This window comes from Petrocella atlantisensis, from assembly GCF_900538275.1.
In the GTDB taxonomy this organism is placed as follows: Bacteria; Bacillota; Clostridia; order Lachnospirales; family Vallitaleaceae; genus Petrocella; species Petrocella atlantisensis.
Window position 1 is genome coordinate 3,439,620 of sequence record NZ_LR130778.1, and the last position, 23,532, is coordinate 3,463,151.

A 23,532-nucleotide genomic window follows, 5' to 3' on the forward strand; every position below is an offset into this window, starting at 1 on the left:
CGTGTTTTAAACTGGGGTTTGGGAGCATCCCCAACAAGCTTTCTCTACTTCTTCCAGAGGGGAGGAGTGAGAAAATTCGGAAGTGTGTCTACACTTCCTGTGCTTGCTAAAAAAGATTTACTAGTTCTTAGTATTTATGCCTTCGGCATTTCAAAACCAAAATGCTAGTCCTTTTTTGAAAAAGGATAGCAAACCTTTAAAGGCAAAAGGTATGAGGGTAATAACAACTGATATTGCAAAAGCAATCAATACCATCATACTTGCTGGGTTCTCTTTGAGGTTTGTCCCATACAATACAATCGAAGCAGCAATGATAAGCAAACATAATGAAATAAATGTCCCAACAATAAAAGTTGATAAATGTTCAAATACAGTAGTTAATACAAAGCCTACCAGTGAAATTATAAATCCGATTAGCAGTATTAGTTTAAAAGGTAAGAGTAATACGTTTCCAAGTGCCTTCATCAGTTCATCTCCTTAGTTCTATATGAATATTGTAATACTGAACATAGAAATAAACAAGACAAAAATATAGTCTTATTTATTATTTCGATTTATTGTTGGTGGATGAAAAGTGGACATAGTGTGTGTCTTGTATTAAAATGGTTTTATTAGAAAATATTTTAGTGATAAAGGTGATGATTATGAGAACAAGTAGAATACTTGAAATGGTATATATTTTATTGAACGAACGACATCAGAAAGCTGAAGAGTTAGCTAATCACTTTGGGGTTTCTGTAAAAACAATATATCGAGATGTAGATACATTAGCTAAAGCCGGTATTCCTATTTCTAAACAACAGGGAGTTAACGGCGGGATTGTACTTAATGAAAAGTATGCAATCAATAAATCTAAACTGACACCTTCAGAAGAGAAAGTCCTGATGCAGTCTTTGGAAGAAATCAAAAAGCTGCCTAATGCTCAACTGGAATATGCATTGAAACTGATGAAGCAGTATTTCAATGAAGCAGCCACTTTATGGGTTGGTACTGATGAAGTATGTGTTAATATGCAAGAAAAATTTGGAACTGTAAAACGAGCAACCATTGAAAAGAATGTAATAGAATTTAAGTATTATTCAAATGGAATCTTCCATGATTATAGAGTTGAACCATATGAATTAAGAATAAAGAACGGAATTTGGAAAGTGCTTATTAGGAGTATAAAGCAAAGGACTTTTGAGGAGATTTATCTGGCACGGATGTCATCAATAGAAATTAAAAGTAAAATATTTTCAAGAAGAGAAGTACCTATAGACTTTCAAAACACAGCGGTTAAAAAACTTAAGGTGGTCAAATTTTTTGTTGATGGTGACATCGAAAAACTTCTGGATGTCTATCCAATAGAATGTTTTGATTTAGAACAAGATAAATCTGTTTTGACATTGAAGGTTGCATCATATGAAAAGGCAGAGGAATTACTTAGATCTAATCCTACATGGGAACTAATAACGGAAACAGAATAAATTATAGATAGGATAGTAGTCGCTAATAAATAATGATATATAAAATTTAATACTTGTGATTAATCCTTGGTTCAAGGTTTAAAAAAGTGAGTTGGTTTCATTGCCAGCTCACTTTTTTTATTTTTTTTCAAAAACCTTTCAAAAAATGATGACTTTGGTTGTTGTATTAGTTGAAGGAAGAAATACAAGTAATCATCTTTGGATTAGAAATATAAGTAACCGGGGAGGAGGTGATTTTATTGGAACTTACCCCTTCGGAGCAATTAATTGTAGGCATGAAATTTGATAGTTATATAAAGACATGCTGCAAGCGTGAATTGCGAAATATTGAAAAGTATAACAAAAGGATACAACAAAGGGAAGTATCTGTACGGGATTTTATTGGACTGAACCCAGATCAAAAAGAGTCTGAGATAAGTTGTACAGACTTTGTTGTGAAAGGTTATAGGATTGCTATTACAGATCCTAAACTATTAAAAGCTTTAGAAAGTCTTAATGATATGGAACGTGAGTTAATACTACTTCTCTTTTTTGTAGGATATAAGCCTAACGATTTGACAGAAGAATTCAATGTAGGTGAACGTACGATTTATAACCGGCAAAATAAAGTGCTCATAAAATTGAAGAGATTAATGGAGGAAGAAGAATGATAGAAAAGATTGATTTCTCAAAGATTGAGAATAGTCATATTAAACCGCTTGATTTTGAAGTGATAAAAAAAGCAGCAAAAGGAGATTCAGAGAGCATAAGGCTCGTAATAGACCATTACAATCCTTACCTGAAAGAACTAGCAACAAAAATGCTTTTTGATGAGTTTGGTCAGCAGTATAGATATATGGATGAAACTGTACGATGTCAGCTTGAAAACAAACTTATTAAGTCAGTGCTTAAGTTCAAGATACAGATTTAGATAATAGATTCTTGGTAACGAGTTATGAGTTCATCAAAGCACATGAAGCTCGTGGGCTTTGGTGGATTTGTAACTAGTCCGTTGTACTTTGACAATTGAATAATCATGAAGATACATTTGGCAATGTTGAGCCTTATAGTTTGCGATAATCGGGAAGACCAGGAGCATATAAGTCTATTAAACAGAGGTGGAGAGCTGTCGGCGAAGATCCATTGTCACAATAATGATACTTTTGCTTCGTCATGACCAGAGTGAAAATAGAACACCGCACGTTATGAAAGCAACTGCTGTAGTGGGTAGAGGTGAAATTCCTATGAAGCGATTTCCAGTCGCTGTCTTCATGGTTTAGTTTTAAAAATATTTTGGAGGTGGTGATATGGAAAGGAAGAATGAACTGATTATATATCAGTCTGAAAAAAGTGACATAAAACTAGAAGTGGAATTAAAAGACGGCATGGTTTGGCTTACTAGGAACCAAATTGCTGATTTATTTGGAAGAGATGTTAAAACAATCGGTAAGCATATTAACAATGCTTTGAAAGAGGAATTAGAAGATGAAATTAGTTGTGTCGCAAAATTTGCGACTCAACTAAAAAGGTATGATCCGAGGACAGGTAAGGACAGGATTGCAAATGTTATGGTTAGTTACTATAACTTGGATATGATTCTTTCTGTGGGTTATAGGGTGAAATCTAGAGAAGGGGTTGTATTTCGAAAATGGGCATCTGAAGTATTGCAGAATTACATATTAAAGGGATTTGCATTAAATAGTCGCAGACTTGATGAGCTGAAAGCTACTGTTCAGGTTATGCGTAGAAACGATGCGTTATTAGACTCTAAACAAGTCCTTGATGTAATTGAGTCTTATACAAATGCTCTTGAATTACTTGACGATTATGATCATCAGCGGATTGAAAAGCCATTAGACGGTTCGGATATGATTTACCAGTTATCCTATGAAGAATGTCGGCATATCGTTGACAAAATGAAAAAAGAAATTAACAGTGACCTTTTTGGACGTGAGCGTGATGGTGTCTTTGAAGGAGCACTAAATAGCATATATTCAACTTTTGATGGTGTTGATCTATATCCTACGATTGAGGAGAAAGCAACCCATCTTTTGTATTTTTTGGTAAAAGATCATGGATTGTATGATGGGAACAAGCGTGTAGCAACAGCAGTATTCTTAGAGTTCTTGAATAAGAATGGAAAACTGTTTGTTAATGGTAAGAAGGCTATTGAGAATAATACTTTGGTAGCTCTTGTAATTATGATAGCTGAATCACGACCACAAGAAAAAGATCTGATGGTTAATCTTGTGATGAATTTTTTGATGTAAATGGAGGTGGAGACAATAGGCTTAAATAAAAGTACCGATAAGAAAAAACTTATGGACCAGAAAATGCTAGATTATTGTCAAGAACTAGTGATTTTAAATTATATGTATGAGCAGAAGATGTTAACTAAAGAGGAAATGTTAGCAGTAAAGCAGACCATAAAAAATAGTTATAATATTTTTACATAAAAGATGGATAACAATAAGTGAAATTGATATTGAATTCGATAGTGTTTAATGCTAATATATGTGTATAGGTTATTATAAATAAACAAAAGGAGGGCATATGGAAATTGAAGAGATTAAGGCAATAAAGCCTTCCTGGGGTGACACTACCATTCCAAAGGAAAAGATAAGGGTAGCCGCCTATTGTAGAGTGAGTAAAGATGATTCAGAGCAGCTGTTAAGCTATGAATCACAACAGAAACATTACTTAAACCTGATCAAGGAAAAACCGGATTGGGAGCTTACAGGAATATATGCGGATGTGATTACAGGTACACAAGTTACTAAACGAATTGATTTTCAAAGATTAATCGATGACGCATTAGATGGCAAAGTGGATATGATTATAACAAAATCAATTGCTCGTTTCGCCAGAAATACATTTGATACCCTAAAATATGTAAGGCAGTTAAAAGAAAGTGGTATCGCAGTATTTTTTGAGAAAGAAAACATTAATACGATGACAATGGATGGTGAGTTACTTCTTGCCATACTTAGTTCTGTTGCACAACAAGAAGTTGAAAATATATCTGCAAATGTCAAAAAAGGATTAAAGATGAAAATGAAACGTGGCGAAATAGTCGGGTTTCAGGGATGTTTAGGCTATGAATATGATAAAGAGACTAAACAGTTGTCAATTAATCATACAGAAGCAGAAATTGTTAAATATATATTCAAGAGATACATCGCAGGCAATGGAGCAACAATTATAAGCAGAGAATTGAATGAACAGGGGCTCAAAACGAAGCTTGGTAATACATGGAAGCCTAATAGTGTACTAAGAATCATAAAAAATGAAAAGTACATCGGTGATATGCTTTTAGGAAAATCGTTTACTATTGATCCTATTGGAAAAAGAAGAATTGCTAATCATGGTGAAGAAGATCAGTATTATGTTAAAAATCATCATGAACCTATTATCAATAGAGAAACATTTGAAAAGGCTCAAGAATTCCTGAACAAACGTAGTTATAATAGAATGCCAAGAGGTTCGAATGTTAAGCGAGAAAAATACAGCAGAAAGTATGCGTTTAGTAGTATGCTTGAATGTGGTTTCTGTGGTGGGCGTCTTACTAGAAGTGCTTGGCATACAAATACCAAATATAGGAAGGTTGTATGGCACTGCCATTCTAATTCCTCACAAGGCAAAATGGTCTGTGAACATAGTAAAGGCATTCCAGAAGATATTATTGAAAATGCCTTCCTAAAATCTTTTTCGTTAATAGTTAACAAAAAAAGGAATAGGGTTGATGAGGTTTTTAAAAAAGTGGAAACAACCTTAGGCTCAGATACTGCGACTAAGAAGATGAAAACGCTCCAGAAGCAACTTTATGATATTGAGTTGAAGAAGAAAAAGCTGATTAACTTGCTTCTAGAAGAGAAGATTGAGAAGGAGTTGCTTGAAACCTCTCTTCTTGAACTTGGTGAAAAAGAGACTTCTCTGAAAGACAGCATCGACATGTTAACAGTACAACTTGAACATGAGGTGGAATTTAATGAGCGAATAAACACGTTTAAACAAGTGGTACAAAAAAATGCATCACTTAAGAATTTCGATAGAGAAATATTTGAAAGTTTAATAGAGAAAGTTATCATTGGAAGTATAGATGATGATGGAATTATAGATCCCTATAAAATTACTTTTATCTATAAAACAGGTTCAAACAATACAGTTGATGGCTCAAAATACAGAAAAGATGGTCGTAAGAAAAAGTCTGATGCATTGTCAGTAAATAAACACCACGACACGGATGTATTGCCCGTAAATAAAAACGATGACACATGTGGAGACATGTAGTAGGAATGTCAAAAACAATAGTGATATTTGCCAAATTTCCTTAAAACAAAGGTTTTGTGCTTTGATGTGGATATCTTTGAATCTATTGTTTTCAAGAAATAAGATTGACACAAATAAATACATATGCTATAAATATATAAATTAATAAAACTAATACGTCGAATCAGAAAGTAAAGAATAATCACTTGTGATAGCGAGTCAAGGTTGGTGTGAGCTTGATGACAAATTATTCTTAAAAAGAGCTGAGGAGTAGCTTCATAAAAAATACAATTTTGTAATGGTTGAAGCCGTAAATCTGCGATAAAGATATTAAAGTGGCAATATACATAGTTTGTATATTGCAATTAGAGTGGTACCGCGAACCTTCGTCTCTTGCTTGAGATGTAGGTTCTTTTTATTTATAAGAAAGGGAGATTTTATGAATTACTTTAAAGAAGCAATCAAGAATAAAATTGAACAAAAGTATTCTGAAATTGATGTTGTATTTTCAGTTGCTCCAGATGTTAAAACAGGTCATATATCTATACCATGTTTTACTTTTTCGAGAGTGTTTCGGAGATCTCCTGGAGATATTGCTCTAGAATTAAGTACAATAATTAATGAACTAGATTTTATAGATAAGGCAGAGGTAAAAGGTGGTTATCTTAATTGTTTTATTGGAAAAGAGCAATTATTTCAAAATATAATTGAAGATGTATTAGAACGAAAAGAACATTATGGATCAAGTGAATCCGGTAATGGAAAATCTGTATTAATAGAGCATACAAGTATTAATCCTAATGCATCACCCCATGTTGGAAGAGCTCGTAATGCAATGGTTGGGGATACAATTGTAAGATTACTTAAGTTTGAAGGTTATAATGTAGAAGTACATTATTTTGTTAATGATATAGGTAAACAAATAGCGATGTTACTATTAGGATCAAGAGATAAAAGCAATATAACATTTAAGGATTTGTTGGATATATATATTGATTTCAATAATCAATTAAAAGAGAGTCCTGCTATTGAAGACGAAGTCTTTGAGATGCTTTACCAATTGGAAAATGGGAATAAGGATGTAAGAGATGAATTTCGAAAATTAGTTCAAATTTGTATAGATGGACAAACGGCTATTTTTAAAATGCTAGGAATAGAATATGATGTTTTTGATTATGAATCTGACTATTTATTTAACGAAAGATTAAATGAGGTTATAGAAGCTTTTAAGGGAACAGGATACCTTGAAGAAGATGAAGATGGACGTTATGTTCTTAATCAGGCAAAGTATGACCTAGCAACGAAATCACCATATTTAGTTTTAACTAGAAAAGATAAAACCTCCCTTTATCCTTTACGAGATATTGCATATACGATTGATAAAGTAAATAAGGATAAAGATAAAAATATTATTATCTTAGGCGAAGACCAAAAGCTATATCATAAGCAAATTGAAGCTGCATTAGATGTTCTTGGATATAAAGCCCCTGAACCGGTACATTATTCGTTTGTACTATTGGCAGAAGGAAAAATGGCAACGAGAAGTGGCACAGTTGTTTTATTAGAAGATTTTATGGAAGAGGCACTTGAAAAAGCTAAGAGTGAAATCTTGAAAAGACGAGAAGAAGTTGATGATGAAACTGCAAAAGCCATTGCTTGCGGTGCGGTAAAATACTCGATTTTGAAAACTTCGAATGACAAAAATGTTACATTTGACTGGGAAAGTGCTTTGAGTTTTGAAGGAGATAGTGGACCCTACTTACAATATAGTTTTGCAAGAATCAAGTCGATAGAACGAAAAATGAGCAATGTTATTTTTGATAAAGTTGAATATGAGCTATTAGAAGCAGTTGAAGAATTAGAGCTTATTATTGAATTAAGTAAAATGCCAGAAATTATTCAAACAGCAATGAATCATTTAAGTCCACATATTGTCGCTACATATCTATTTAGTGTAACTCAAAAGTTCTCAAAGTTTTATCATAATCATTCCGTCATAAATGCTGCTTCAAATGATTTAATGATTGCCAGATATAATCTTGTCCTTGCCGTTAAACAAGTCATTTCTAATTGCTTTTTAATACTGGGAATTGAGGAGATTGAGCAAATGTAAATATTGATTTAACAGTCTTTTCTGATTAGTTTTCACGGCTGTTTAGGTGGCAGAAAGCAGCCAAGATATTGTGTATTGCTTATTGTTATTTTTAGTGGAATAATACTATAAAACAGGTTCCAGTTTCATGTCTTATAGCACTTGGTCCAGGTTAAGGATTGGAAAATACTTGTACCAAGCTAAGGACCGGAAAGCTCTTGGTACGGGTTAAAAGTCGGAAAGTGCTTGGCTATTAATAAAATATTTTCTGAGTATTGCTTATTAGGAATCTTTACAAGTATAGTATATACATTTGTTGCTTATGCATTATTTAATGCGATTCTTTGAATAATAATTGACCCTTTAACCATAGCTACTATTTTTATGATTGAATAGAATAATTGTATAAAAAGCCAGTATATTGTTAGACATGCATAAGTATGCGTAGTATTCTTATGTTTATCATCATTATAATTTATGAGATTAGTGAAAAAAGACATAAGGAGAAAACATCATGTCACTTTTAATTATTATTTATTTAGCCTTTATTAGTTTGGGATTGCCGGATGCATTACTAGGTTCTTCATGGACGGTCATGCATTTAGAATTTGGAGTATCTATAGAATTTGCCGGGGCAATAGCTATGATCATCAGCGGCGGTACAATTTTATCCAGTTTATATTCATCCAGAATCATTCGTAGATTTGGAACTGGAAAAGTTGTTGCTGTGAGTGTAACGATGACGGCGATTGCACTTATTGGTTTTTCAGTATCAAGTGCTATATGGATGCTTATGCTATGTGCTGTTCCACTTGGACTTGGTGCAGGAGCCGTTGATGCTGCGCTTAATAATTTTGTTGCATTGCATTACAAGCCACGTCATATGAATTGGCTTCATTGCTTTTGGGGTGTAGGCGCATCTGGGGGACCTTTGATTCTAGGATTAATTATTTCTAGAAATGGTACTTGGAGAAATGGGTATACCATCGTTGGTATCATTCAGTTTGCCTTAGTCATTGTGTTATTTGTTACATTACCCATGTGGAAAAGATTTACAACAGAAATGTCAAAAGAAGATCATGAGGATATGGCTTTTATATCGAATCGTAAAGCCTTTAAGATAAAAGGCGTAAAACTCGTACTTGTTACATTTTTATTCTATTGTTCATTGGAAGCAGGTACAGGATTATGGGCTGCCAGTTATTTAACCACACAAAGAGGTGTGTCGCCGGCTAATGCAGCATTATGGACATCGATGTACTATGGTGGTATCACTGCAGGCAGATTCTTATCTGGAATCATGGCAGAAAAGATTAAAGGAGAAACGCTTATTAGAGGTGGTTTGATGATGATCTTTGGTGGTGTTGTCCTACTGATATTACCTTTGCCGTTAATTCTAAGTATGTCAGGTTTGCTTCTGATTGGTCTTGGTTGTGCACCAATATATCCGAGTATGATACATCTAACACCGGATCGTTTCGGTAAGGGTGCATCCCAATCCATAATAGGACTTTCCATGGCATTTGCCTATATTGGCAGCACATTTATGCCACCACTACTTGGAGCGGTTGCATCCGTCCTATCTTTAAAGATCCTACCTTATGCATTGCTTATATTTGCTATTGGCATGATCATAAGCAGTGAGCGTTTAAGAAAAACGATAGTTCTACCACAATAAGTCCATGAAGTTGAAGCAATCAGTTCGAATAAATTTAAATTATAAAATTTAAAGCGTATATGAATTATTTATTTTGGTGTAAATGTCTAAATTCTTTTGGGGTAGTGGCGTATTGCTCTTTGAATTTTTTTGAAAAGTAAGAGGGGTTACCAAACCCAAGTTCATAGCTAATATTTAATATTGAAAGATTGGTTGCGATAAGTTTGATGGCTGCCATCTGCAAGCGATGATTTAAAATATAATCATTTGGTGTGGTTTGAAGGGTTTTTCTAAAAAGTCGGTAGCATTCACTTTCACTGATATCCGCAACTGAAGCCAAATCTTTAATGGCAAGTTTCTGATCATAATGGGTATGGATGAATTTTGTAATCTTATCCAATCTTATTTTACTTTCAGTAACGGGTGGTATGGACTCGAATAAGGTTGGTTGGTTGACGCATAGGATATACCATGCATCTAATAAGCGCGCTTGTACAGATAACTCATAGCCAAATCTCTGATCCGTATAGATAGCGAAAGCGTTGTTGATCTTCTCTAAAATGAGTCGTTCCCACATAATCTTAGGTGAAAGTTTAATAGCTGACAATGATTTATTTGAACAAATTGGTTTGACAAACTCATTGTAGATCCTACTATCGAAGCGGCCACCAAGGAACTCAGGCTTTAAAACAAAATTAATGATATGGCAGTCGATGGAACTTGTTTGGGTTAAGCGATGCATGGTATTACTATTGATAAAGACGCCATCACCTTCTTCTAACTCAAGTGAACCGTCAACATATTCTAAATGTGTTGAGCCTTCTACGACTACAACCAATTCAATTTCTTCATGCCAGTGCCATGGTACTTCCTTTAAGATGAATTGTGAAAAGTACTCATCATAGCCTGCAAGTGGAAACAAACTGTCACCATGACTATTTTGTTCTAATCCATTTTCATCGGTTTCAATAATATGGTTTTGCATTTTATCTCCTAGTGGTAGAATTATTGTATTATTTGATATCATAAAGGTAGAAAAAACATCCATCAGATAGAATTATTATAACATAAGTGTAGGTGAGGGACATCAATATAATCTAATCCAAGTATCCATCCCATTAGCTCTTGAGTATCCTAGTCGATACAAAGGAGCTTTTTAATTGACTTTAAAAAAATATATTGACCTCCTAAGTAATGCGTGATACTATATAGTAGTAATAAGTAATAAGTAATACAGAATACAAGTGATACTAAATAGTGAGGAGGAGTTTTTATGGATAATATTACTGAAATGTTAAAAGGTGTACTTGAAGGTTGCGTCCTTGACATCATCAATCAAGATGAGACATACGGTTATGAGATTACACGGAGGCTAAATGCCCTCGGATTCTCTGATGTTGTGGATGGGACAGTATATACCATATTGGTGCGGCTTGAGAAAAATAAACTAGTAGACATAGAAAAAAAGCCATCGGATATGGGACCACCAAGAAAGTTTTTTAAGCTTAATGCCGCAGGGCGTGAGCAGCTGATGAGATTCTGGGAAAGATGGGAATTTGTATCATCAAAAATGAATGAGTTAAAGGAGATGAAATAATGAATTTTTGGGATAAAATCACGGGAAACGACATGAAAAAAGAATTAAAAACTTTTGAATCACGGGCCAAAAAACTACCAGCTGACTACCAAATGGCCTGGGAAAAAATCAAAAACCATTTTTGGCCACACTCAGATTTTACAGGTCGTAATCTTATGTCAATTCTGGATGGTGTGCTTAATCTTCTTGAAGAAACATCGCGTGATGGTCTAAGTGCACATGAGGTTTTAGGTGACGATATTGAAGGTTTCTGTTTAGCACTTATAAACGAAGAAGGGTCAAATTCTTTTCGCAACACATGGCGCAAGCAACTTAACAATACGATTGCTAAAAAGTTAAGTAAATAGGAGGCAAAAATGAATATAAAAGCGATAATCGAAGGCAAGAAAGAGTGGCGTGCCCACATGGCTCGTGTAAAAGCACTACCCAATGACTATCAGATTGTATATGAAGAGATTCAAAAATATCTCTATAAGGTCGGCCCAATAGAACTAACAGAAGGAATAGGACTTCTTTCAGGGATTGTTGATCTTTTTGAAGAGGGCGCTACAAGGGGAAAAGGTGTACTTGATGTGACGGGTAGTAATGTAGCGGATTTCTGTGATGACTTAATCAAAGATTCTAAAACATACTTAGATCAAGCGTCAATCAATCAAAAGGTGAGCAAGGCCATAAAAAAAGCAACTGATAAATAACTTAAAAGTATATAACAAAGACGTAAAGTAATATAACTTAAAATAAAGGGATGGTAACGTGATAAAATATGAGTGGCTATTATGCCCTGTCTGTTGTAACAAAACAAGGATAAAAATACGCGAAGATACGGTACTTGAAAATTTCCCACTATTTTGTCCCAAATGTAAAAAGGAAACTAAAATCAATGTAAAACAAATGAATATATTCGTTATAACAGAGCCAGACGCTAAGACGCAGAGCCAATAACCGTGAGTAAAAATCACAGTTGTTGGCTTTTTTATATAATTACTCAAAATCTTGAAAAAAAAGGACACAGATATGAGTGGGTTGCTTACAGAAAAGGAGGAAAAGAAAATGAATGGTAGCATTATACAAGTTACAGGCGTGAAGAAGTCATATAAGGATATTGAAGTACTAAGAGGTGTAGATATTGAAGTAGAGAAGGGTGGATTTTTGCATTATTAGGTTCCAACGGATCCGGAAAAACAACGATGATTAGAATTATGACGACTTTGCTTAAAGCAGATACAGGACGAGTTGTGATCAACGGATTTGATGTTGAAGAAAACCCAAGGAATATTAGAGACTCTATCAGCCTTACCGGTCAGTTTGCTGCGATAGATGAAATATTAACCGGACGTGAAAATCTTGAAATGATAGCAAAACTGAGACATCTTGAAAATCCAAAGGAAGTTGCAGATGGATTAATTCATCGTTTTGGCATGTGTGAAGCATCAGAACGTAGAGTCAGTACCTACTCTGGGGGCATGAAAAGGCGAATAGACATAGCAATGAGCCTAGTTGGAAATCCAAAGATTATTTTTCTAGATGAGCCAACGACAGGTCTTGATCCTGAAGCACGGTTAGAAGTATGGAAGATTATAAAAGCGTTATCCGCTTCAGGCACAACAATATTTTTAACCACGCAATATTTAGAAGAAGCTGAGAAGTTAGCAGATCAAATTGCCATTCTTCATAGTGGAAAAATTATTGTACAAGATACATTGGAAGGGCTCAAAAAATTAATACCTCCAGCAAAGGTAGAATATATAGAGAAACAACCCACATTAGAAGAAGTATTTCTAGCGATCATTGGTAAAAAGGAGGATAATTAAATGGGATTATTTAATAATTATTATATGAATGACATACGTGTTATGTTTGGACGTTCTATGCGACATGTTTTTAGAAGTATGGATACAATTATTACAGTTAGTATAACACCAATTGTAATTATGCTATTATTTGTTTATGTATTTGGTGGGGCAATTCAGATAGGAACGGAAAATTATATTGATTACCTATTACCAGGGATTATGTTAATGACTATTGGTAGTGGGATTGCATATGTTGCATACCGTTTATTTATTGATAAACAACGCGGTATATTTGAGCGTTTTCATTCTATGCCAATAGCGCGTTCTACTGTATTATGGGGTCATGTATTAACCTCAATCATATCTAATGGCATTTCAGTAGTGGTGATTATACTTGTTGCTTTATTAATGGGTTTTCGTTCTTCAGCTGGTATCATTGAATGGCTATCCGTATTTGGCATACTTGGCATATTTACACTTGCTTTGACCTGGGTTGCAGTTATTGCTGGACTTGCAGCAAAAACACCGGATGGTGCTGGAGCATTCTCCTACCCAATTATCTTTTTGCCTTTTATCAGTTCAGCCTTTGTACCGACAAAAATGATGCCTACAGGCGTACGTATTTTTGCAGAAAACCAACCGGTAACCCCGATAGTTGAAGCTATTCGTGCTTTACTGTCAAACCAACAAGTTGGATCCGATATTTGGGTTGCTCTTGCTTGGTGTGTCGCTATAATAATTCTAGCTTATATCTTTGCAATGAGACTATATAAACGCATATAGGTATTGATAGGTATTGATAAAACAATCAATCGTCTTCAGGATTGTCAAAAATAATAATTAATGATAAAATAGCCTGAGACAAGTTGTTTGAATCAGTATCAAAAAATAGGAATGAAGGAGCAATACCCATATGTCTGGACATTCAAAGTTTGCCAATATCAAGCATAGAAAAGAAAAAAATGACGCTCAAAAGGGCAAGATTTTCACAAAATTAGGTAGGGAAATCATGGTTGCCGTGAAACAAGGTGGCGCAGATCCAGAGAACAATACAAGACTTAAGGAAATCATCAATAAGGCCAAATCCAACAATATGCCTAACGATACCATCTCCAGAAGTATAAAAAAAGCATCGGGAGAAGCAGGGGATGTCAACTATGAGAACATCACCTATGAAGGTTATGGACCGGGTGGTGTGGCGGTTATGGTGGTTTGTTTAACGGACAATAAGAATCGAACGGCTGCCAATGTGCGACATGCCTTATCCAAATATGGTGGAAACTTAGGAACAACCGGTTGTGTCTCTTTTATGTTTGAGAAAAAAGGACAAATCGTCATTGAAAAATCGGATGATATTGATGAAGATGAATTGATGATGGCGGCAATAGAAGCAGGTGCAGAAGATATGAACACAGAAGAGGAAGGCTATGAGATCCTTATAGAGCCGGATATGTTTAATGAAGTCAACGATACGTTGTCTGACCTAGGTTATAAATTCTTATCAGCAGAAGTCACCATGATGCCATCAACCATGACAGAACTGGGTGGAGATGAGGATACAAAAGCCATTGAAAAAATGTTGGATCAATTAGAAGAAGATGATGACGTTCAAGATGTATACACCAACTGGGACCGTTAATAAGATTAAAGTGTCAAAACTATATAGTTGAACTTTAACCAATAAGTAAGCAATGAGGCTTTCTTGATAAAAACGTTATGTTTTTCGGGATTGCCTTATTCTTTGTACTCTAGGAAAGTCTATGCTATGTAAACGATTAAGGAAGTCTTTCCTGCCGTAACAATTTGCTTCGCAAATCGAGGCGTAGCCTCTTTGTTCTACAAAATATGGTTGTAAGTCAACTTTTATGATAAAATAAATAAGCAAAAGTGAATCAATATCATGTATATAGATACTAGAAAAGAGGTTGTTATGTCAGAGATTAAACGAATGAAGGAATTGGTGGCATTGTTATCCCAAGCTTCCAAAGCTTATTATCAAGAAAACCGTGAAATCATGTCCAACCTTGAATATGATCAGCTTTATGATGAACTTATAGCACTTGAAGAAAAAAAAGGGCTAGTTTTAACAGGTAGTCCAACCAGGCAGGTAGGTTATGAGATTGTAGGTGCCCTTCCGAAAGAAGCTCATAATTCTAGGATGTTATCCTTAGATAAGACCAAAAGCCGTGAAGATCTATTAGCTTGGCTAGGTGAGCATAAGGGTCTGTTATCATGGAAGCTGGATGGCTTAACCCTTGTCTTAACCTATGAAGATGGCGTCCTTATCAAAGGCATTACAAGAGGAAACGGCATTATTGGTGAAGTCATAACCAATAATGTACGCGTTTTTGACAATGTACCCCTTAAAATTAATCAAAAAGGTACTTTGGTTGTAAGAGGGGAAGCGGTCATTAAATATTCTGATTTTGAAAATATTAATGCCCTATTAGACGAAGAAGAACAATATAAGAATCCCAGAAACTTATGCAGTGGTACGGTGAGACAATTAAACAACGCTATTACCGCTAGCCGACATGTCAACTTTTTTGCTTTTCAACTGGTAAGTGGTGAGGGCTTAAAATGGGATTCTAAGTCAGAACAACTGAATTGGCTTGGGGACTTGGGGTTTGATGTGGTTCCCTTCAAAAAAGTGGATCATCATAATCTATTAGCTGAATTGGATGTTTTTGAAAAAGAAATCATGGATAATGACTTTGCATCAGATGGCCTTGTCTTAACCTTTGATTCAAGAGCATATTCTGAAAGTCTTGGTGTTACATCCAAATTCCCAAGACATTCTATTGCTTTTAAGTGGCAAGACGAGATCAAAGAAACTCATTTAAAGGGTGTTGAATGGCGCGCTTCAAGAACCGGACTCATTAATCCGATTGCCCTATTTGACCCGGTGGAGCTTGAAGGCACGACCGTCAGCAGAGCAAGTCTTCATAATGTGAGCATCCTTAAGCAACTTGAGTTAGGCGAAGGTGACATCATAAAAGTCTATAAAGCCAATATGATTATACCTCAGGTTGCAGGTAATCTAACCAGAAGTAATACACTTGAGATTCCTAAGGAATGCCCGATTTGTAAACAGACGACTGAGATCAAAAAAGTTTATGATGTAGAGGTTCTGTACTGTAATAATATGGCGTGTGGCGCAAAGAAAATCAAAGCTTTTGCCCATTTTGTCAGTCGTGACGCTATGAACATCGACGGAATGAGTGAAGCCAGCATTGAAAAACTAGTAGAAATGGGCTTAATCAATACGTTGTCAGATATATTTGAATTGGATCAGCATAAGGATTTGATTGTGAATATGGAAGGCTTTGGTGAAAAATCGTATGAGAATCTCATGGCAGCCATACAAACTTCTAAAAAAGTTAAGCTGGAAAATCTTATATATGCTCTAGGTATTCCAAATGTTGGCTTAAACAATGCCAGATTGCTTTCTAGGTATTTTGATCATAATATTGATAAAATCAAAGACGCTGATGTGGAGACCTTGGCAAACATTGAAGGTTTTGGTGAAATCATAGCCAAATCTTTATATGATTATTTTCATAGTCCGAGTAATATTAGCGTTATAAATGCTTTGTTAAATCATATTGAGATTGAAGAAGTAGAAGATAATAATAAAGAACAGATTTTAAAAGATAAAATATTTGTCATAACGGGTAACCTAGAAACTTATGTTAATAGAAGTGCACTTAAGGATGAAATAGAAGCCTTAGGCGGTAAGGTGACAGGCAGCGTGACAGGTAAAACGACATATTTGATTAATAATGATGTCACTTCAACTTCCGGTAAGAATAAAAAAGCCAAAGAGCTAGGCGTATCCATCATTAATGAGATGGATTATAAAAAACTAATAAAAGAAATATGAGCAGAGCCCATAACGAAGCGAAGCTTCTTTTCTTGATATAAACCGCAAGAAATGGTAGAATGAACGATATCTGACTCTGCATTAGATTAAAGGGTTAAACTGTTGTTCAGTAATCAAAGCAATAGTATTAAGAAAAAATAGAGAACAAATTAGAGAAGAAATTAAGACTTGGAGGTTATGCAATGAAGATTACCAGAGAAGAAGTTGAGCATGTGGCCCATTTGGCACGTCTTAATCTTACAGAAGATGAAAAAATTCAAATGACAAAGGATATGGAAGCCATTATTGGCTTTGCAGATCAAATTAATGCTCTAGAAATTGGAGATGTTATACCTACCGCTCATGTTATTCCAATCAATAATGTATTTAGGGATGATGTGGCCAGACCTTCAATGGACCGAGAAAAATTACTTCGTAACGCACCCAACCAGGAAAATGGGTGCTTTAGTGTACCAAAAGTTGTAGAATAGGAGGCATATCATGTTATATCAGAAATCAGTCAGTGTCTTGCAACATATGCTTCAAAACAAAGAAGTCTCCAGTGAGGAAGTCACCCAGTCTTATTTAGATAGAATCGATGTGGTGGACAAGAAGGTAGGTGCCTATATAACGGTAGCTACAGAGTCGGCTCTAGCGACCGCCAGATCAGTGGATGAGAAAAGAAATAAAGGTGAAGTTCTGTCACCTTTTGCCGGGATACCAATTGGTATCAAAGATAATATGTGTACGGAAGGACTTCGGACCACATGTGCCTCAAAAATGTTGGATAATTTTATCCCACCTTTTGATGCCACTATTATTAATAAAATCAAAGAAAACGATATGATTATCCTAGGCAAGTTGAACATGGATGAGTTTGCTATGGGGTCTTCTACAGAAAATTCCGCTTATCATGTGACCAAAAATCCTTGGCATTTAGATTACGTGCCTGGTGGAAGCTCAGGAGGGTCGGCAGCAGCAGTTGCAGCAGAACTTGCACCCTTTACCCTAGGTTCAGATACCGGTGGTTCCATAAGGCAACCGGCCCACTACTGTGGTGTTGTGGGTATGAAGCCAACTTATGGAAGGGTTTCAAGATATGGCTTAATTGCCTTTGCATCTTCTTTGGATCAGATTGGCCCATTAACAAGAGATGTAAGTGATGCAGCACTAGCTCTGAACTTGATCTGTGGCCATGACAGAATGGATTCAAGTTCGGCTTTTATAGATACACCGGATTTTACTACCTACTTAGATCAGGATATAAAGGGCATGCGTATTGCATTACCTAGAGAATTTATGGGTGAAGGTATTGCAGAAGATGTCAAAGCCAGTATATTAAGTGCCGTTAAGGTTCTGGAGAATATGGGTGCTGTTGTAGATGAAGTACATATGGAAATGACGGAATATGCATTGCCATCCTATTATCTCATCTCCTCGGCAGAAGCATCCTCCAATCTAGCTAGGTTTGATGGCATTAAATACGGTCACCAGGCTGGGGACTATGACACACTTGTAGAACTTTATAAACAAAGTAGAGATGAAGGTTTTGGAGCCGAAGTGAAAAGACGAATTATGCTTGGAACCTATGCCTTAAGTTCCGGTTACTATGATGCCTATTATAAGAAAGCACAGCAGGTTAGAACCTTGATTAAGAACCAGTTTGATCTTCTTTTTGCAGAATATGACCTTGTACTTACTCCGACAGGACCAACGACGGCCTTTAAAATAGGTGCTAAAATCAATAATCCTATCGAGATGTATCTTAATGATATTTGTACGGTTCCTATTAACATAGCAGGTCTTCCTGCAATATCCTTAAACAGTGGCTTCGACCGAATGGGGTTGCCTATTGGCCTGCAATTGATTGGTAAAGGCTTCGATGAAGGCACAATAATAAAGGTAGCACACGCTTACGAACAGGCAAGAGTGCTTGATAAAGTAAGACCGGAATTATAGGAGGACAGATAGCATGGGTTATGAAGATTATGAAATAGTCATGGGTCTAGAAGTTCACTCAGAACTTAAGACCAATACAAAGATATTTTGCGATTGCAAGAATGAATTCGGTGGTGAACCCAATACCCATTGTTGCCCTATTTGTACAGGGATGCCGGGAACGCTACCTGTACTTAACGGAAAAGTTGTGGAATATGCGATTAAGGCAGGTCTTGCAACCAATTGTAAGATTAACCAATTTAGCAAACAAGATAGAAAAAACTATTTCTATCCGGATTTGCCGAAGGCCTATCAAGTTTCTCAATTTGATTTACCTTTATGTTATGAGGGAGAAGTTGAAATTGAAGTTGAGGGAGAGATTAGGAAAATCGGTATCACAAGAATTCATATAGAAGAAGATGCCGGAAAGCTCAATCATGAGATTGGTGGAACCTTGGTGGATTATAATCGTTGTGGCATTCCTTTAATTGAGATTGTGTCAGAACCGGACTTTAGATCACCGGTTGAAGTGGGCATATATATGGAAAAGCTTAGAACCATCTTACTTTATGCGGATGTATCCGATTGTAAAATGAACGAAGGTTCTCTAAGGTGTGATGTGAATCTCTCCGTTCGTAAAAAAGGTGAGAAAACACTGGGCACAAGAACAGAGATGAAAAACATCAACTCCTTTAGTTTTGCTGTTAAGGCTGCTGAGTACGAAGCCAAACGACAAATCAAAGTTCTGGAATCCGGAGGTACCATTATTCAGGAAACCAGACGTTGGGATGAGGCAAAAGGCATTACCATCTCTATGCGTACAAAAGAAGAAGCCCATGATTACAGATATTTCCCTGAACCGGATTTGATGCCGATTATTACTACCGATGAACAGATTCTTAAATGGAAAGCATCTCTTCCAGTAATGCCGGATGTAAGAAAAGCAAATTATATAAAAGATTACGGATTGGGAAGCAAAGAAGCGGGTATCCTAGTGGCATCAAGAAAAATAGCTGATTTCTTTGAAGCCGGTGCCAGTTGCTCGAAAAATCCAAAAGCGGTCGCCAATTGGATTATCTCTGAAGTCTACAGTCGTTTAAATGAAGATGAAAAAGAACAAGGTCCTATGCCCATAAAGGGAGAAGACCTTGGTACCTTGGTCAATCTGATTGAAGAAGGTACAATTAGTGGGAAGATGGCTAAGACTGTTTTTGAAAAAATGTGGCAAACCGGTAAATCTCCGGCGACCATTGTTGATGAAGAAGGATTGAAGCAAAACAGTGATGAAGACGCTCTTAGAACTATAGCTTCAGATGTGCTTAATAATAATGAAAAAATAGTTGCCGATTATTTGGGTGGTAAAGAAGCTGCTATTCAGTCACTTATGGGGCAAATGATGAAAGCCACTAAAGGTAAGGCTAACCCTAAGATGGTTATTGACTTATTAAAAGAATTACTAGAAGCAATGCGGTAAATAATAGTTGGTGATGAAATAAAAGGTGGACATTCACAAAGATATCGTGAATGTTCACCTTTAATATGTCGCCTAAATTTGGAATCTAAGAATTTAAGAGTTGCCTATAACATGAGGTTTTAGGCGGTCATAATCATCAAAAGCCCTTGACCTTGTGAGATAGATGGCCAGTACAGCTGTCAGATACCGTGTTGTAAAGATGGCAATCATGATGGCAATCTGATATTTAATGGCCGTAATAGGTATTGAACCACCAAGAATCTGTCCGGTCATCATGCCGGGTAAAGAAACCAAGCCAATGGTCTCAATTGAAGCAATGGTTGGGGAGATTGAGCTTTTTAGAGCATGTACAAAATAAGGTTTTAAGGCTTCAGAACGACTGGCAGATAAGGAAAGATTGTAGTAATAGGTTTTTTCACCATCTTTAATCTGCTTATAAAAAGTGTTGATGGCAAGAATGTTCCCACTTAAGCTATTACCAAGCAGCATGCCACCAATAGGAATGAGATACTGAGCATCAAAAACATCCCTTAGGTCCACTATAAAATAATTAAAAAACATCAGTACGAGAAAATGGGGTATGAAAACTGCCAACCAAATATGGAAGCCAAAGGTTTTAATAGACAGCTTAGTTGTTTTTAACATAGAATAGCTGGCAATGGTCATCATAAAAATAATATAGATGACATTAATCCAAGGTGTATTCATATCAAAAAGCCATTGAAGGACCAAACCTATGAGAGAAAGTTGCAAAATCATTCTAAAAATAGCGAAGGCAATCTGACCATTCATCTTAATGGCATAATGAATATTGAAAAGGAAAACAGGTAAAACAAGGAAGAATAGCATATACATATTGGTCGTTTCCATTAAAAAGTCACCTCCCTAAGACTGCTTTCACTTTTCCAAAGGGCATCGTGAGATACAATAATAACTGTAGCATCCAGATTCATGATGTGATTCATAATCAAAGCCTTAAGATCGTGGTCAAGACCTGATGTTATTTCATCCAGTAATAGATAAGGTCTATTAAGTAAAAGGGCAATAATGAGTCCAATACGTTGTCTTTCGCCACCGGAGAATTCTTGGATTTGAGTACTTAGAACTTGGCCATCCAATTGAAAAGTCTTACTTAGCTCGAGGAAATTATCCTTATAATCCTTAATATGATGATTGACCTTATAAGAAAATATCTTGTCCAACAAAGCTTCTGTTGTCAATGAAGGTAGATCTATATCTTGACTGACATAAGCGATTTTTTCACGAATGCTTCTTAGATTATGATGATTCAACGTCATATCATCTACAATAATATCACCGCTGTCCGGTTTGTCAAATCCAAGAAGAAAACGAATGAGTGTGGTTTTTCCACTTCCGGAAGATGCAGACAGAAGTACTTTCTCTCCTGATTTGATTTCTAGGTTAAAGTTCTTGAAAAGTTCTTTGTCACCATAACTTTTACTGATGTCTATGTATTCAATCATAGGCGCTCCTAAGTGTCAATTCTATGTTTGTAGTAACAATTCTTAAGGATGACTTGTTTTAATCCCCGTCCGGTTATATAATGAACATAAACTAATTGATGACAGGTGGCCGACATGAATCTATTTAACAAGTATAACTTATCTTTGATGAATAAAATTATTATAGCATTTGTAGCCTATTTTGTAATGATTTTAATCACTTTTTCCTTGATTGTTGTTCTTATTGATCGGGGACAGGTCTTATCTATTTCTAATGAATTTTCCAGCACCATAGCCACAGATAAAGCAAAAACGGTCGAACTTTGGCTGAATGAAAAGGTGACCAATGTTAGTACGCTTGCACTTACAAGTGAAGTTCAATCTATGAACCATGAGGCATTCCTACCTTTACTTGAGTCAGCATTGGTCAATAAAGAAGGCATCTATGGCCGTTATTTTATCATTGATGAACAAGGTATCTTGGTAGATACATTGGGTATAAGAAAGAACTTAGCGGAGGATCCAGAGTACCAAAAAATCATGACGGGTGAAGTGCCAGTGGTGGTTGCCAAATCTTCTTATGATGATACCTTTAAGCAACCAACTTTTCGTATTATGGTACCAATAGAAGTTGACGGAAAAGTGCAAGGTCTTCTGGGTACGACGGTTTTACTAAAGGACCTAAGTCAACTCATATCTTCTACTGTAATACAGGAGACCGGTTATGCTTGGGTGGTGGATGAATACGGTCAGGTGATCAGCCATAAGGATACCAATCAGGTCTTGAATATGGATATCACGTCGGATGAGAATACGGATTATGAAGGCTTAGTTAGCTTAAGTGAGCAAATGAAAACAAGTAATGAAGGTATGGCTACATTTACCAATCCACAAGGTGAAAAAAATTATGTAACTTATGAAAGTATACCAGGTTCACCCGGTTGGCATGTTATCATAACCCTATATGCGTCAAGTGTTTATAAGACACTTAGAGAACTTTTTGTTTATATGACGGTGTTGGTGGTTGTGTTGGGGTTAATATCCTATTTGGTGACCTACCTATTGGCCAAAGACATAACCGATTCAGTTAAGAGACTCATTGGCGTCATGAATAAATTTACCAGTGGTGTCAAAGGCATCAGAGCCAAAGTGGAATCTCAAGACGAGATTGGTATGCTTTCACAGTCTTTTAATGCTATGGCGGATACGATTGTAGCTCATACGGATAATGTTGAAGAATTGATTAAAGAACGCACCCAGATTCTAGCGGATTTGAACTATCAGATTGTAAGCCGAAACAAAGAACTCGGAACCATGAATGAAGAACTTGAAAAAACCAATGATAAATTACATGAATTAGCATCTACGGATATGCTGACAGGATTGTATAATCGACATCAATTCGTTAGAGAATTACAAAGAACGATTGAGCTTGTTAATGTAGAAGACGAACAAAACTTTTCATTGCTCTTTATTGATTTGGACAATTTCAAGCAGTATAATGATACTTTTGGTCATGAAATCGGTGATTTTCTACTCATAGAAGTGGCCAAAATTCTTAGAGAAAATGTCAGAGAAAATGATATCATTGGTCGTTATGGTGGTGATGAGTTTGTTATTATGCTACGTCAAGGGACCTATGATATTGCTAAAGCCATTGCTGAACGTATCCATGGTGCAATCTTAGGCCATGATGGCTTTAAGAAAGAGCTTTCCAAGAAGTTAAGTGGAGAAATAAAGATTATGGGCAAGAATAAGTTGTCCAGTTCCATTGGAATTGTCAACTATATGAAGTCAATGAAAATAACAAAAGCAGAAGATTTATTGGCGATAGCGGATGAAACCATGTATAAGGCAAAAAAAGCAGGTAAATCCAGAGTCGTCGTTAATTAAATACATATAGCTAATAAAAGAGCGCTCTATTCCATTTATCATAGGAATA

At 35.8% G+C, this 23,532-nt stretch carries 23 protein-coding genes and 1 other annotated feature; of the genes, 19 read left to right on the plus strand and 4 right to left on the minus strand.

The features are described 5' to 3' along the window. Positions 1–150 precede the first annotated feature (150 nt). The gene (locus PATL70BA_RS15780; protein WP_125138284.1) at positions 151–465 is read right to left on the minus strand and encodes a hypothetical protein; all 315 of its coding nucleotides are present in this window, start codon (positions 463–465) and stop codon (positions 151–153) included. A 179-nt stretch (positions 466–644) separates the two neighbouring features. On the opposite strand from PATL70BA_RS15780, the gene PATL70BA_RS15785 reads away from it, so the two are divergent. The 7 genes from PATL70BA_RS15785 to PATL70BA_RS15815 all read left to right on the plus strand — a co-directional run bounded on the left by PATL70BA_RS15785 (position 645) and on the right by PATL70BA_RS15815 (position 9,484). Then, the gene (locus PATL70BA_RS15785; RefSeq protein WP_172596297.1) at positions 645–1,466 is read left to right on the plus strand and encodes a helix-turn-helix transcriptional regulator; all 822 of its coding nucleotides are present in this window, start codon (positions 645–647) and stop codon (positions 1,464–1,466) included. A gap of 230 nt (positions 1,467–1,696) precedes the next feature. Next, the gene (locus PATL70BA_RS15790; RefSeq protein ID WP_125138286.1) at positions 1,697–2,116 is read left to right on the plus strand and encodes an RNA polymerase sigma factor; all 420 of its coding nucleotides are present in this window, start codon (positions 1,697–1,699) and stop codon (positions 2,114–2,116) included. Then, entirely contained in the window at positions 2,113–2,376 is a 264-nt protein-coding gene (locus PATL70BA_RS15795; RefSeq protein WP_125138287.1) for a helix-turn-helix domain-containing protein, read from the plus strand. The genes PATL70BA_RS15790 and PATL70BA_RS15795 overlap by 4 nt, the downstream gene beginning before the upstream one ends. Before the next feature lie 376 nt (positions 2,377–2,752). Then, positions 2,753–3,715 (plus strand): virulence protein RhuM/Fic/DOC family protein, encoded by a 963-nt coding sequence (gene rhuM / locus PATL70BA_RS15800; protein ID WP_125138288.1) that lies wholly within the window; start codon positions 2,753–2,755, stop codon positions 3,713–3,715. Between the two features lie 283 nt (positions 3,716–3,998). Next, complete coding sequence (locus tag PATL70BA_RS15805) at positions 3,999–5,735, plus strand: recombinase family protein (RefSeq protein WP_125138289.1); 1,737 nt, start codon at positions 3,999–4,001, stop codon at positions 5,733–5,735. Positions 5,736–5,884: 149 nt separating this feature from the next. Further along, positions 5,885–6,111 (plus strand) — a binding site (T-box leader). A gap of 42 nt (positions 6,112–6,153) precedes the next feature. After that, positions 6,154–7,827 (plus strand): arginine--tRNA ligase, encoded by a 1,674-nt coding sequence (argS, locus tag PATL70BA_RS15810; RefSeq protein WP_125138290.1) that lies wholly within the window; start codon positions 6,154–6,156, stop codon positions 7,825–7,827. A gap of 493 nt (positions 7,828–8,320) precedes the next feature. Continuing rightward, positions 8,321–9,484 carry an MFS transporter gene (locus PATL70BA_RS15815; protein ID WP_125138291.1) on the plus strand — a complete coding sequence of 388 codons (1,164 nt, stop codon included), beginning with the start codon at positions 8,321–8,323 and terminating at the stop codon, positions 9,482–9,484. A 64-nt stretch (positions 9,485–9,548) separates the two neighbouring features. Here PATL70BA_RS15815 and PATL70BA_RS15820 read toward each other — a convergent pair whose 3' ends face one another. Continuing rightward, positions 9,549–10,448 (minus strand): helix-turn-helix domain-containing protein, encoded by a 900-nt coding sequence (locus PATL70BA_RS15820; RefSeq protein ID WP_172596298.1) that lies wholly within the window; start codon positions 10,446–10,448, stop codon positions 9,549–9,551. A gap of 288 nt (positions 10,449–10,736) precedes the next feature. Here PATL70BA_RS15820 and PATL70BA_RS15825 point away from each other — a divergent pair, with 288 nt between their 5' ends. The 11 genes from PATL70BA_RS15825 (at position 10,737) to gatB (ending at position 20,127) form a co-directional block, all read left to right on the plus strand. Beyond that, a complete protein-coding gene (locus PATL70BA_RS15825; RefSeq protein WP_125138293.1) occupies positions 10,737–11,060 on the plus strand; it encodes a PadR family transcriptional regulator in 324 nt (107 codons plus the stop codon). Then, entirely contained in the window at positions 11,060–11,407 is a 348-nt protein-coding gene (locus PATL70BA_RS15830) for a DUF1048 domain-containing protein (RefSeq protein WP_125138294.1), read from the plus strand. Before PATL70BA_RS15825 ends, PATL70BA_RS15830 begins: the two co-directional genes overlap by 1 nt. Before the next feature lie 9 nt (positions 11,408–11,416). Further along, entirely contained in the window at positions 11,417–11,755 is a 339-nt protein-coding gene (locus PATL70BA_RS15835; RefSeq protein ID WP_125138295.1) for a DUF1048 domain-containing protein, read from the plus strand. A gap of 58 nt (positions 11,756–11,813) precedes the next feature. Next, a complete protein-coding gene (locus tag PATL70BA_RS15840; protein WP_125138296.1) occupies positions 11,814–12,002 on the plus strand; it encodes a cysteine-rich KTR domain-containing protein in 189 nt (62 codons plus the stop codon). Between the two features lie 245 nt (positions 12,003–12,247). Next, a complete protein-coding gene (locus tag PATL70BA_RS15845) occupies positions 12,248–12,871 on the plus strand; it encodes an ABC transporter ATP-binding protein (RefSeq protein ID WP_330510065.1) in 624 nt (207 codons plus the stop codon). Continuing rightward, complete coding sequence (locus PATL70BA_RS15850; RefSeq protein ID WP_125138297.1) at positions 12,872–13,636, plus strand: ABC transporter permease; 765 nt, start codon at positions 12,872–12,874, stop codon at positions 13,634–13,636. A 130-nt stretch (positions 13,637–13,766) separates the two neighbouring features. Beyond that, entirely contained in the window at positions 13,767–14,492 is a 726-nt protein-coding gene (locus PATL70BA_RS15855; protein ID WP_125138298.1) for a YebC/PmpR family DNA-binding transcriptional regulator, read from the plus strand. Positions 14,493–14,783: 291 nt separating this feature from the next. Then, a complete protein-coding gene (gene ligA / locus PATL70BA_RS15860; protein ID WP_125138299.1) occupies positions 14,784–16,736 on the plus strand; it encodes an NAD-dependent DNA ligase LigA in 1,953 nt (650 codons plus the stop codon). A 182-nt stretch (positions 16,737–16,918) separates the two neighbouring features. Next, complete coding sequence (gene gatC, locus PATL70BA_RS15865) at positions 16,919–17,206, plus strand: Asp-tRNA(Asn)/Glu-tRNA(Gln) amidotransferase subunit GatC (protein WP_125138300.1); 288 nt, start codon at positions 16,919–16,921, stop codon at positions 17,204–17,206. A gap of 10 nt (positions 17,207–17,216) precedes the next feature. After that, entirely contained in the window at positions 17,217–18,674 is a 1,458-nt protein-coding gene (gene gatA, locus PATL70BA_RS15870; RefSeq protein ID WP_125138301.1) for an Asp-tRNA(Asn)/Glu-tRNA(Gln) amidotransferase subunit GatA, read from the plus strand. Between the two features lie 13 nt (positions 18,675–18,687). Continuing rightward, positions 18,688–20,127: an Asp-tRNA(Asn)/Glu-tRNA(Gln) amidotransferase subunit GatB gene (gene gatB / locus PATL70BA_RS15875; protein ID WP_125138302.1), complete on the plus strand. Its 1,440-nt coding sequence runs from the start codon at positions 18,688–18,690 to the stop codon at positions 20,125–20,127. Positions 20,128–20,220: 93 nt separating this feature from the next. Here gatB and PATL70BA_RS15880 read toward each other — a convergent pair whose 3' ends face one another. Further along, positions 20,221–20,997, minus strand: coding sequence for an ABC transporter permease (locus PATL70BA_RS15880; RefSeq protein WP_125138303.1), 777 nt, complete (start codon positions 20,995–20,997; stop codon positions 20,221–20,223). Continuing rightward, positions 20,997–21,611: an ABC transporter ATP-binding protein gene (locus PATL70BA_RS15885; protein WP_125138304.1), complete on the minus strand. Its 615-nt coding sequence runs from the start codon at positions 21,609–21,611 to the stop codon at positions 20,997–20,999. The genes PATL70BA_RS15880 and PATL70BA_RS15885 overlap by 1 nt, the downstream gene beginning before the upstream one ends. Positions 21,612–21,725: 114 nt before the next feature. Between PATL70BA_RS15885 and PATL70BA_RS15890 the strand changes: the two genes are divergently transcribed. Further along, complete coding sequence (locus PATL70BA_RS15890) at positions 21,726–23,483, plus strand: sensor domain-containing diguanylate cyclase (RefSeq protein ID WP_125138305.1); 1,758 nt, start codon at positions 21,726–21,728, stop codon at positions 23,481–23,483. The last annotated feature ends 49 nt before the right edge of the window (positions 23,484–23,532 follow it).

What these genes read in the sequence shown, in the direction of transcription:
- PATL70BA_RS15780 (WP_125138284.1), bottom strand. Translation starts at nt 465, where the DNA reads ATGAAGGCACTTGGAAACGTATTACTCTTACCTTTTAAACTAATACTG.
- PATL70BA_RS15785 (WP_172596297.1), top strand. Translation starts at nt 645, where the DNA reads ATGAGAACAAGTAGAATACTTGAAATGGTATATATTTTATTGAACGAA.
- PATL70BA_RS15795 (WP_125138287.1), top strand. Translation starts at nt 2,113, where the DNA reads ATGATAGAAAAGATTGATTTCTCAAAGATTGAGAATAGTCATATTAAA.
- rhuM (WP_125138288.1), top strand. Translation starts at nt 2,753, where the DNA reads ATGGAAAGGAAGAATGAACTGATTATATATCAGTCTGAAAAAAGTGAC.
- PATL70BA_RS15805 (WP_125138289.1), top strand. Translation starts at nt 3,999, where the DNA reads ATGGAAATTGAAGAGATTAAGGCAATAAAGCCTTCCTGGGGTGACACT.
- argS (WP_125138290.1), top strand. Translation starts at nt 6,154, where the DNA reads ATGAATTACTTTAAAGAAGCAATCAAGAATAAAATTGAACAAAAGTAT.
- PATL70BA_RS15815 (WP_125138291.1), top strand. Translation starts at nt 8,321, where the DNA reads ATGTCACTTTTAATTATTATTTATTTAGCCTTTATTAGTTTGGGATTG.
- PATL70BA_RS15820 (WP_172596298.1), bottom strand. Translation starts at nt 10,448, where the DNA reads ATGCAAAACCATATTATTGAAACCGATGAAAATGGATTAGAACAAAAT.
- PATL70BA_RS15825 (WP_125138293.1), top strand. Translation starts at nt 10,737, where the DNA reads ATGGATAATATTACTGAAATGTTAAAAGGTGTACTTGAAGGTTGCGTC.
- PATL70BA_RS15830 (WP_125138294.1), top strand. Translation starts at nt 11,060, where the DNA reads ATGAATTTTTGGGATAAAATCACGGGAAACGACATGAAAAAAGAATTA.
- PATL70BA_RS15835 (WP_125138295.1), top strand. Translation starts at nt 11,417, where the DNA reads ATGAATATAAAAGCGATAATCGAAGGCAAGAAAGAGTGGCGTGCCCAC.
- PATL70BA_RS15845 (WP_330510065.1), top strand. Translation starts at nt 12,248, where the DNA reads ATGATTAGAATTATGACGACTTTGCTTAAAGCAGATACAGGACGAGTT.
- PATL70BA_RS15850 (WP_125138297.1), top strand. Translation starts at nt 12,872, where the DNA reads ATGGGATTATTTAATAATTATTATATGAATGACATACGTGTTATGTTT.
- PATL70BA_RS15855 (WP_125138298.1), top strand. Translation starts at nt 13,767, where the DNA reads ATGTCTGGACATTCAAAGTTTGCCAATATCAAGCATAGAAAAGAAAAA.
- ligA (WP_125138299.1), top strand. Translation starts at nt 14,784, where the DNA reads ATGTCAGAGATTAAACGAATGAAGGAATTGGTGGCATTGTTATCCCAA.
- gatC (WP_125138300.1), top strand. Translation starts at nt 16,919, where the DNA reads ATGAAGATTACCAGAGAAGAAGTTGAGCATGTGGCCCATTTGGCACGT.
- gatA (WP_125138301.1), top strand. Translation starts at nt 17,217, where the DNA reads ATGTTATATCAGAAATCAGTCAGTGTCTTGCAACATATGCTTCAAAAC.
- gatB (WP_125138302.1), top strand. Translation starts at nt 18,688, where the DNA reads ATGGGTTATGAAGATTATGAAATAGTCATGGGTCTAGAAGTTCACTCA.
- PATL70BA_RS15880 (WP_125138303.1), bottom strand. Translation starts at nt 20,997, where the DNA reads ATGGAAACGACCAATATGTATATGCTATTCTTCCTTGTTTTACCTGTT.
- PATL70BA_RS15885 (WP_125138304.1), bottom strand. Translation starts at nt 21,611, where the DNA reads ATGATTGAATACATAGACATCAGTAAAAGTTATGGTGACAAAGAACTT.
- PATL70BA_RS15890 (WP_125138305.1), top strand. Translation starts at nt 21,726, where the DNA reads ATGAATCTATTTAACAAGTATAACTTATCTTTGATGAATAAAATTATT.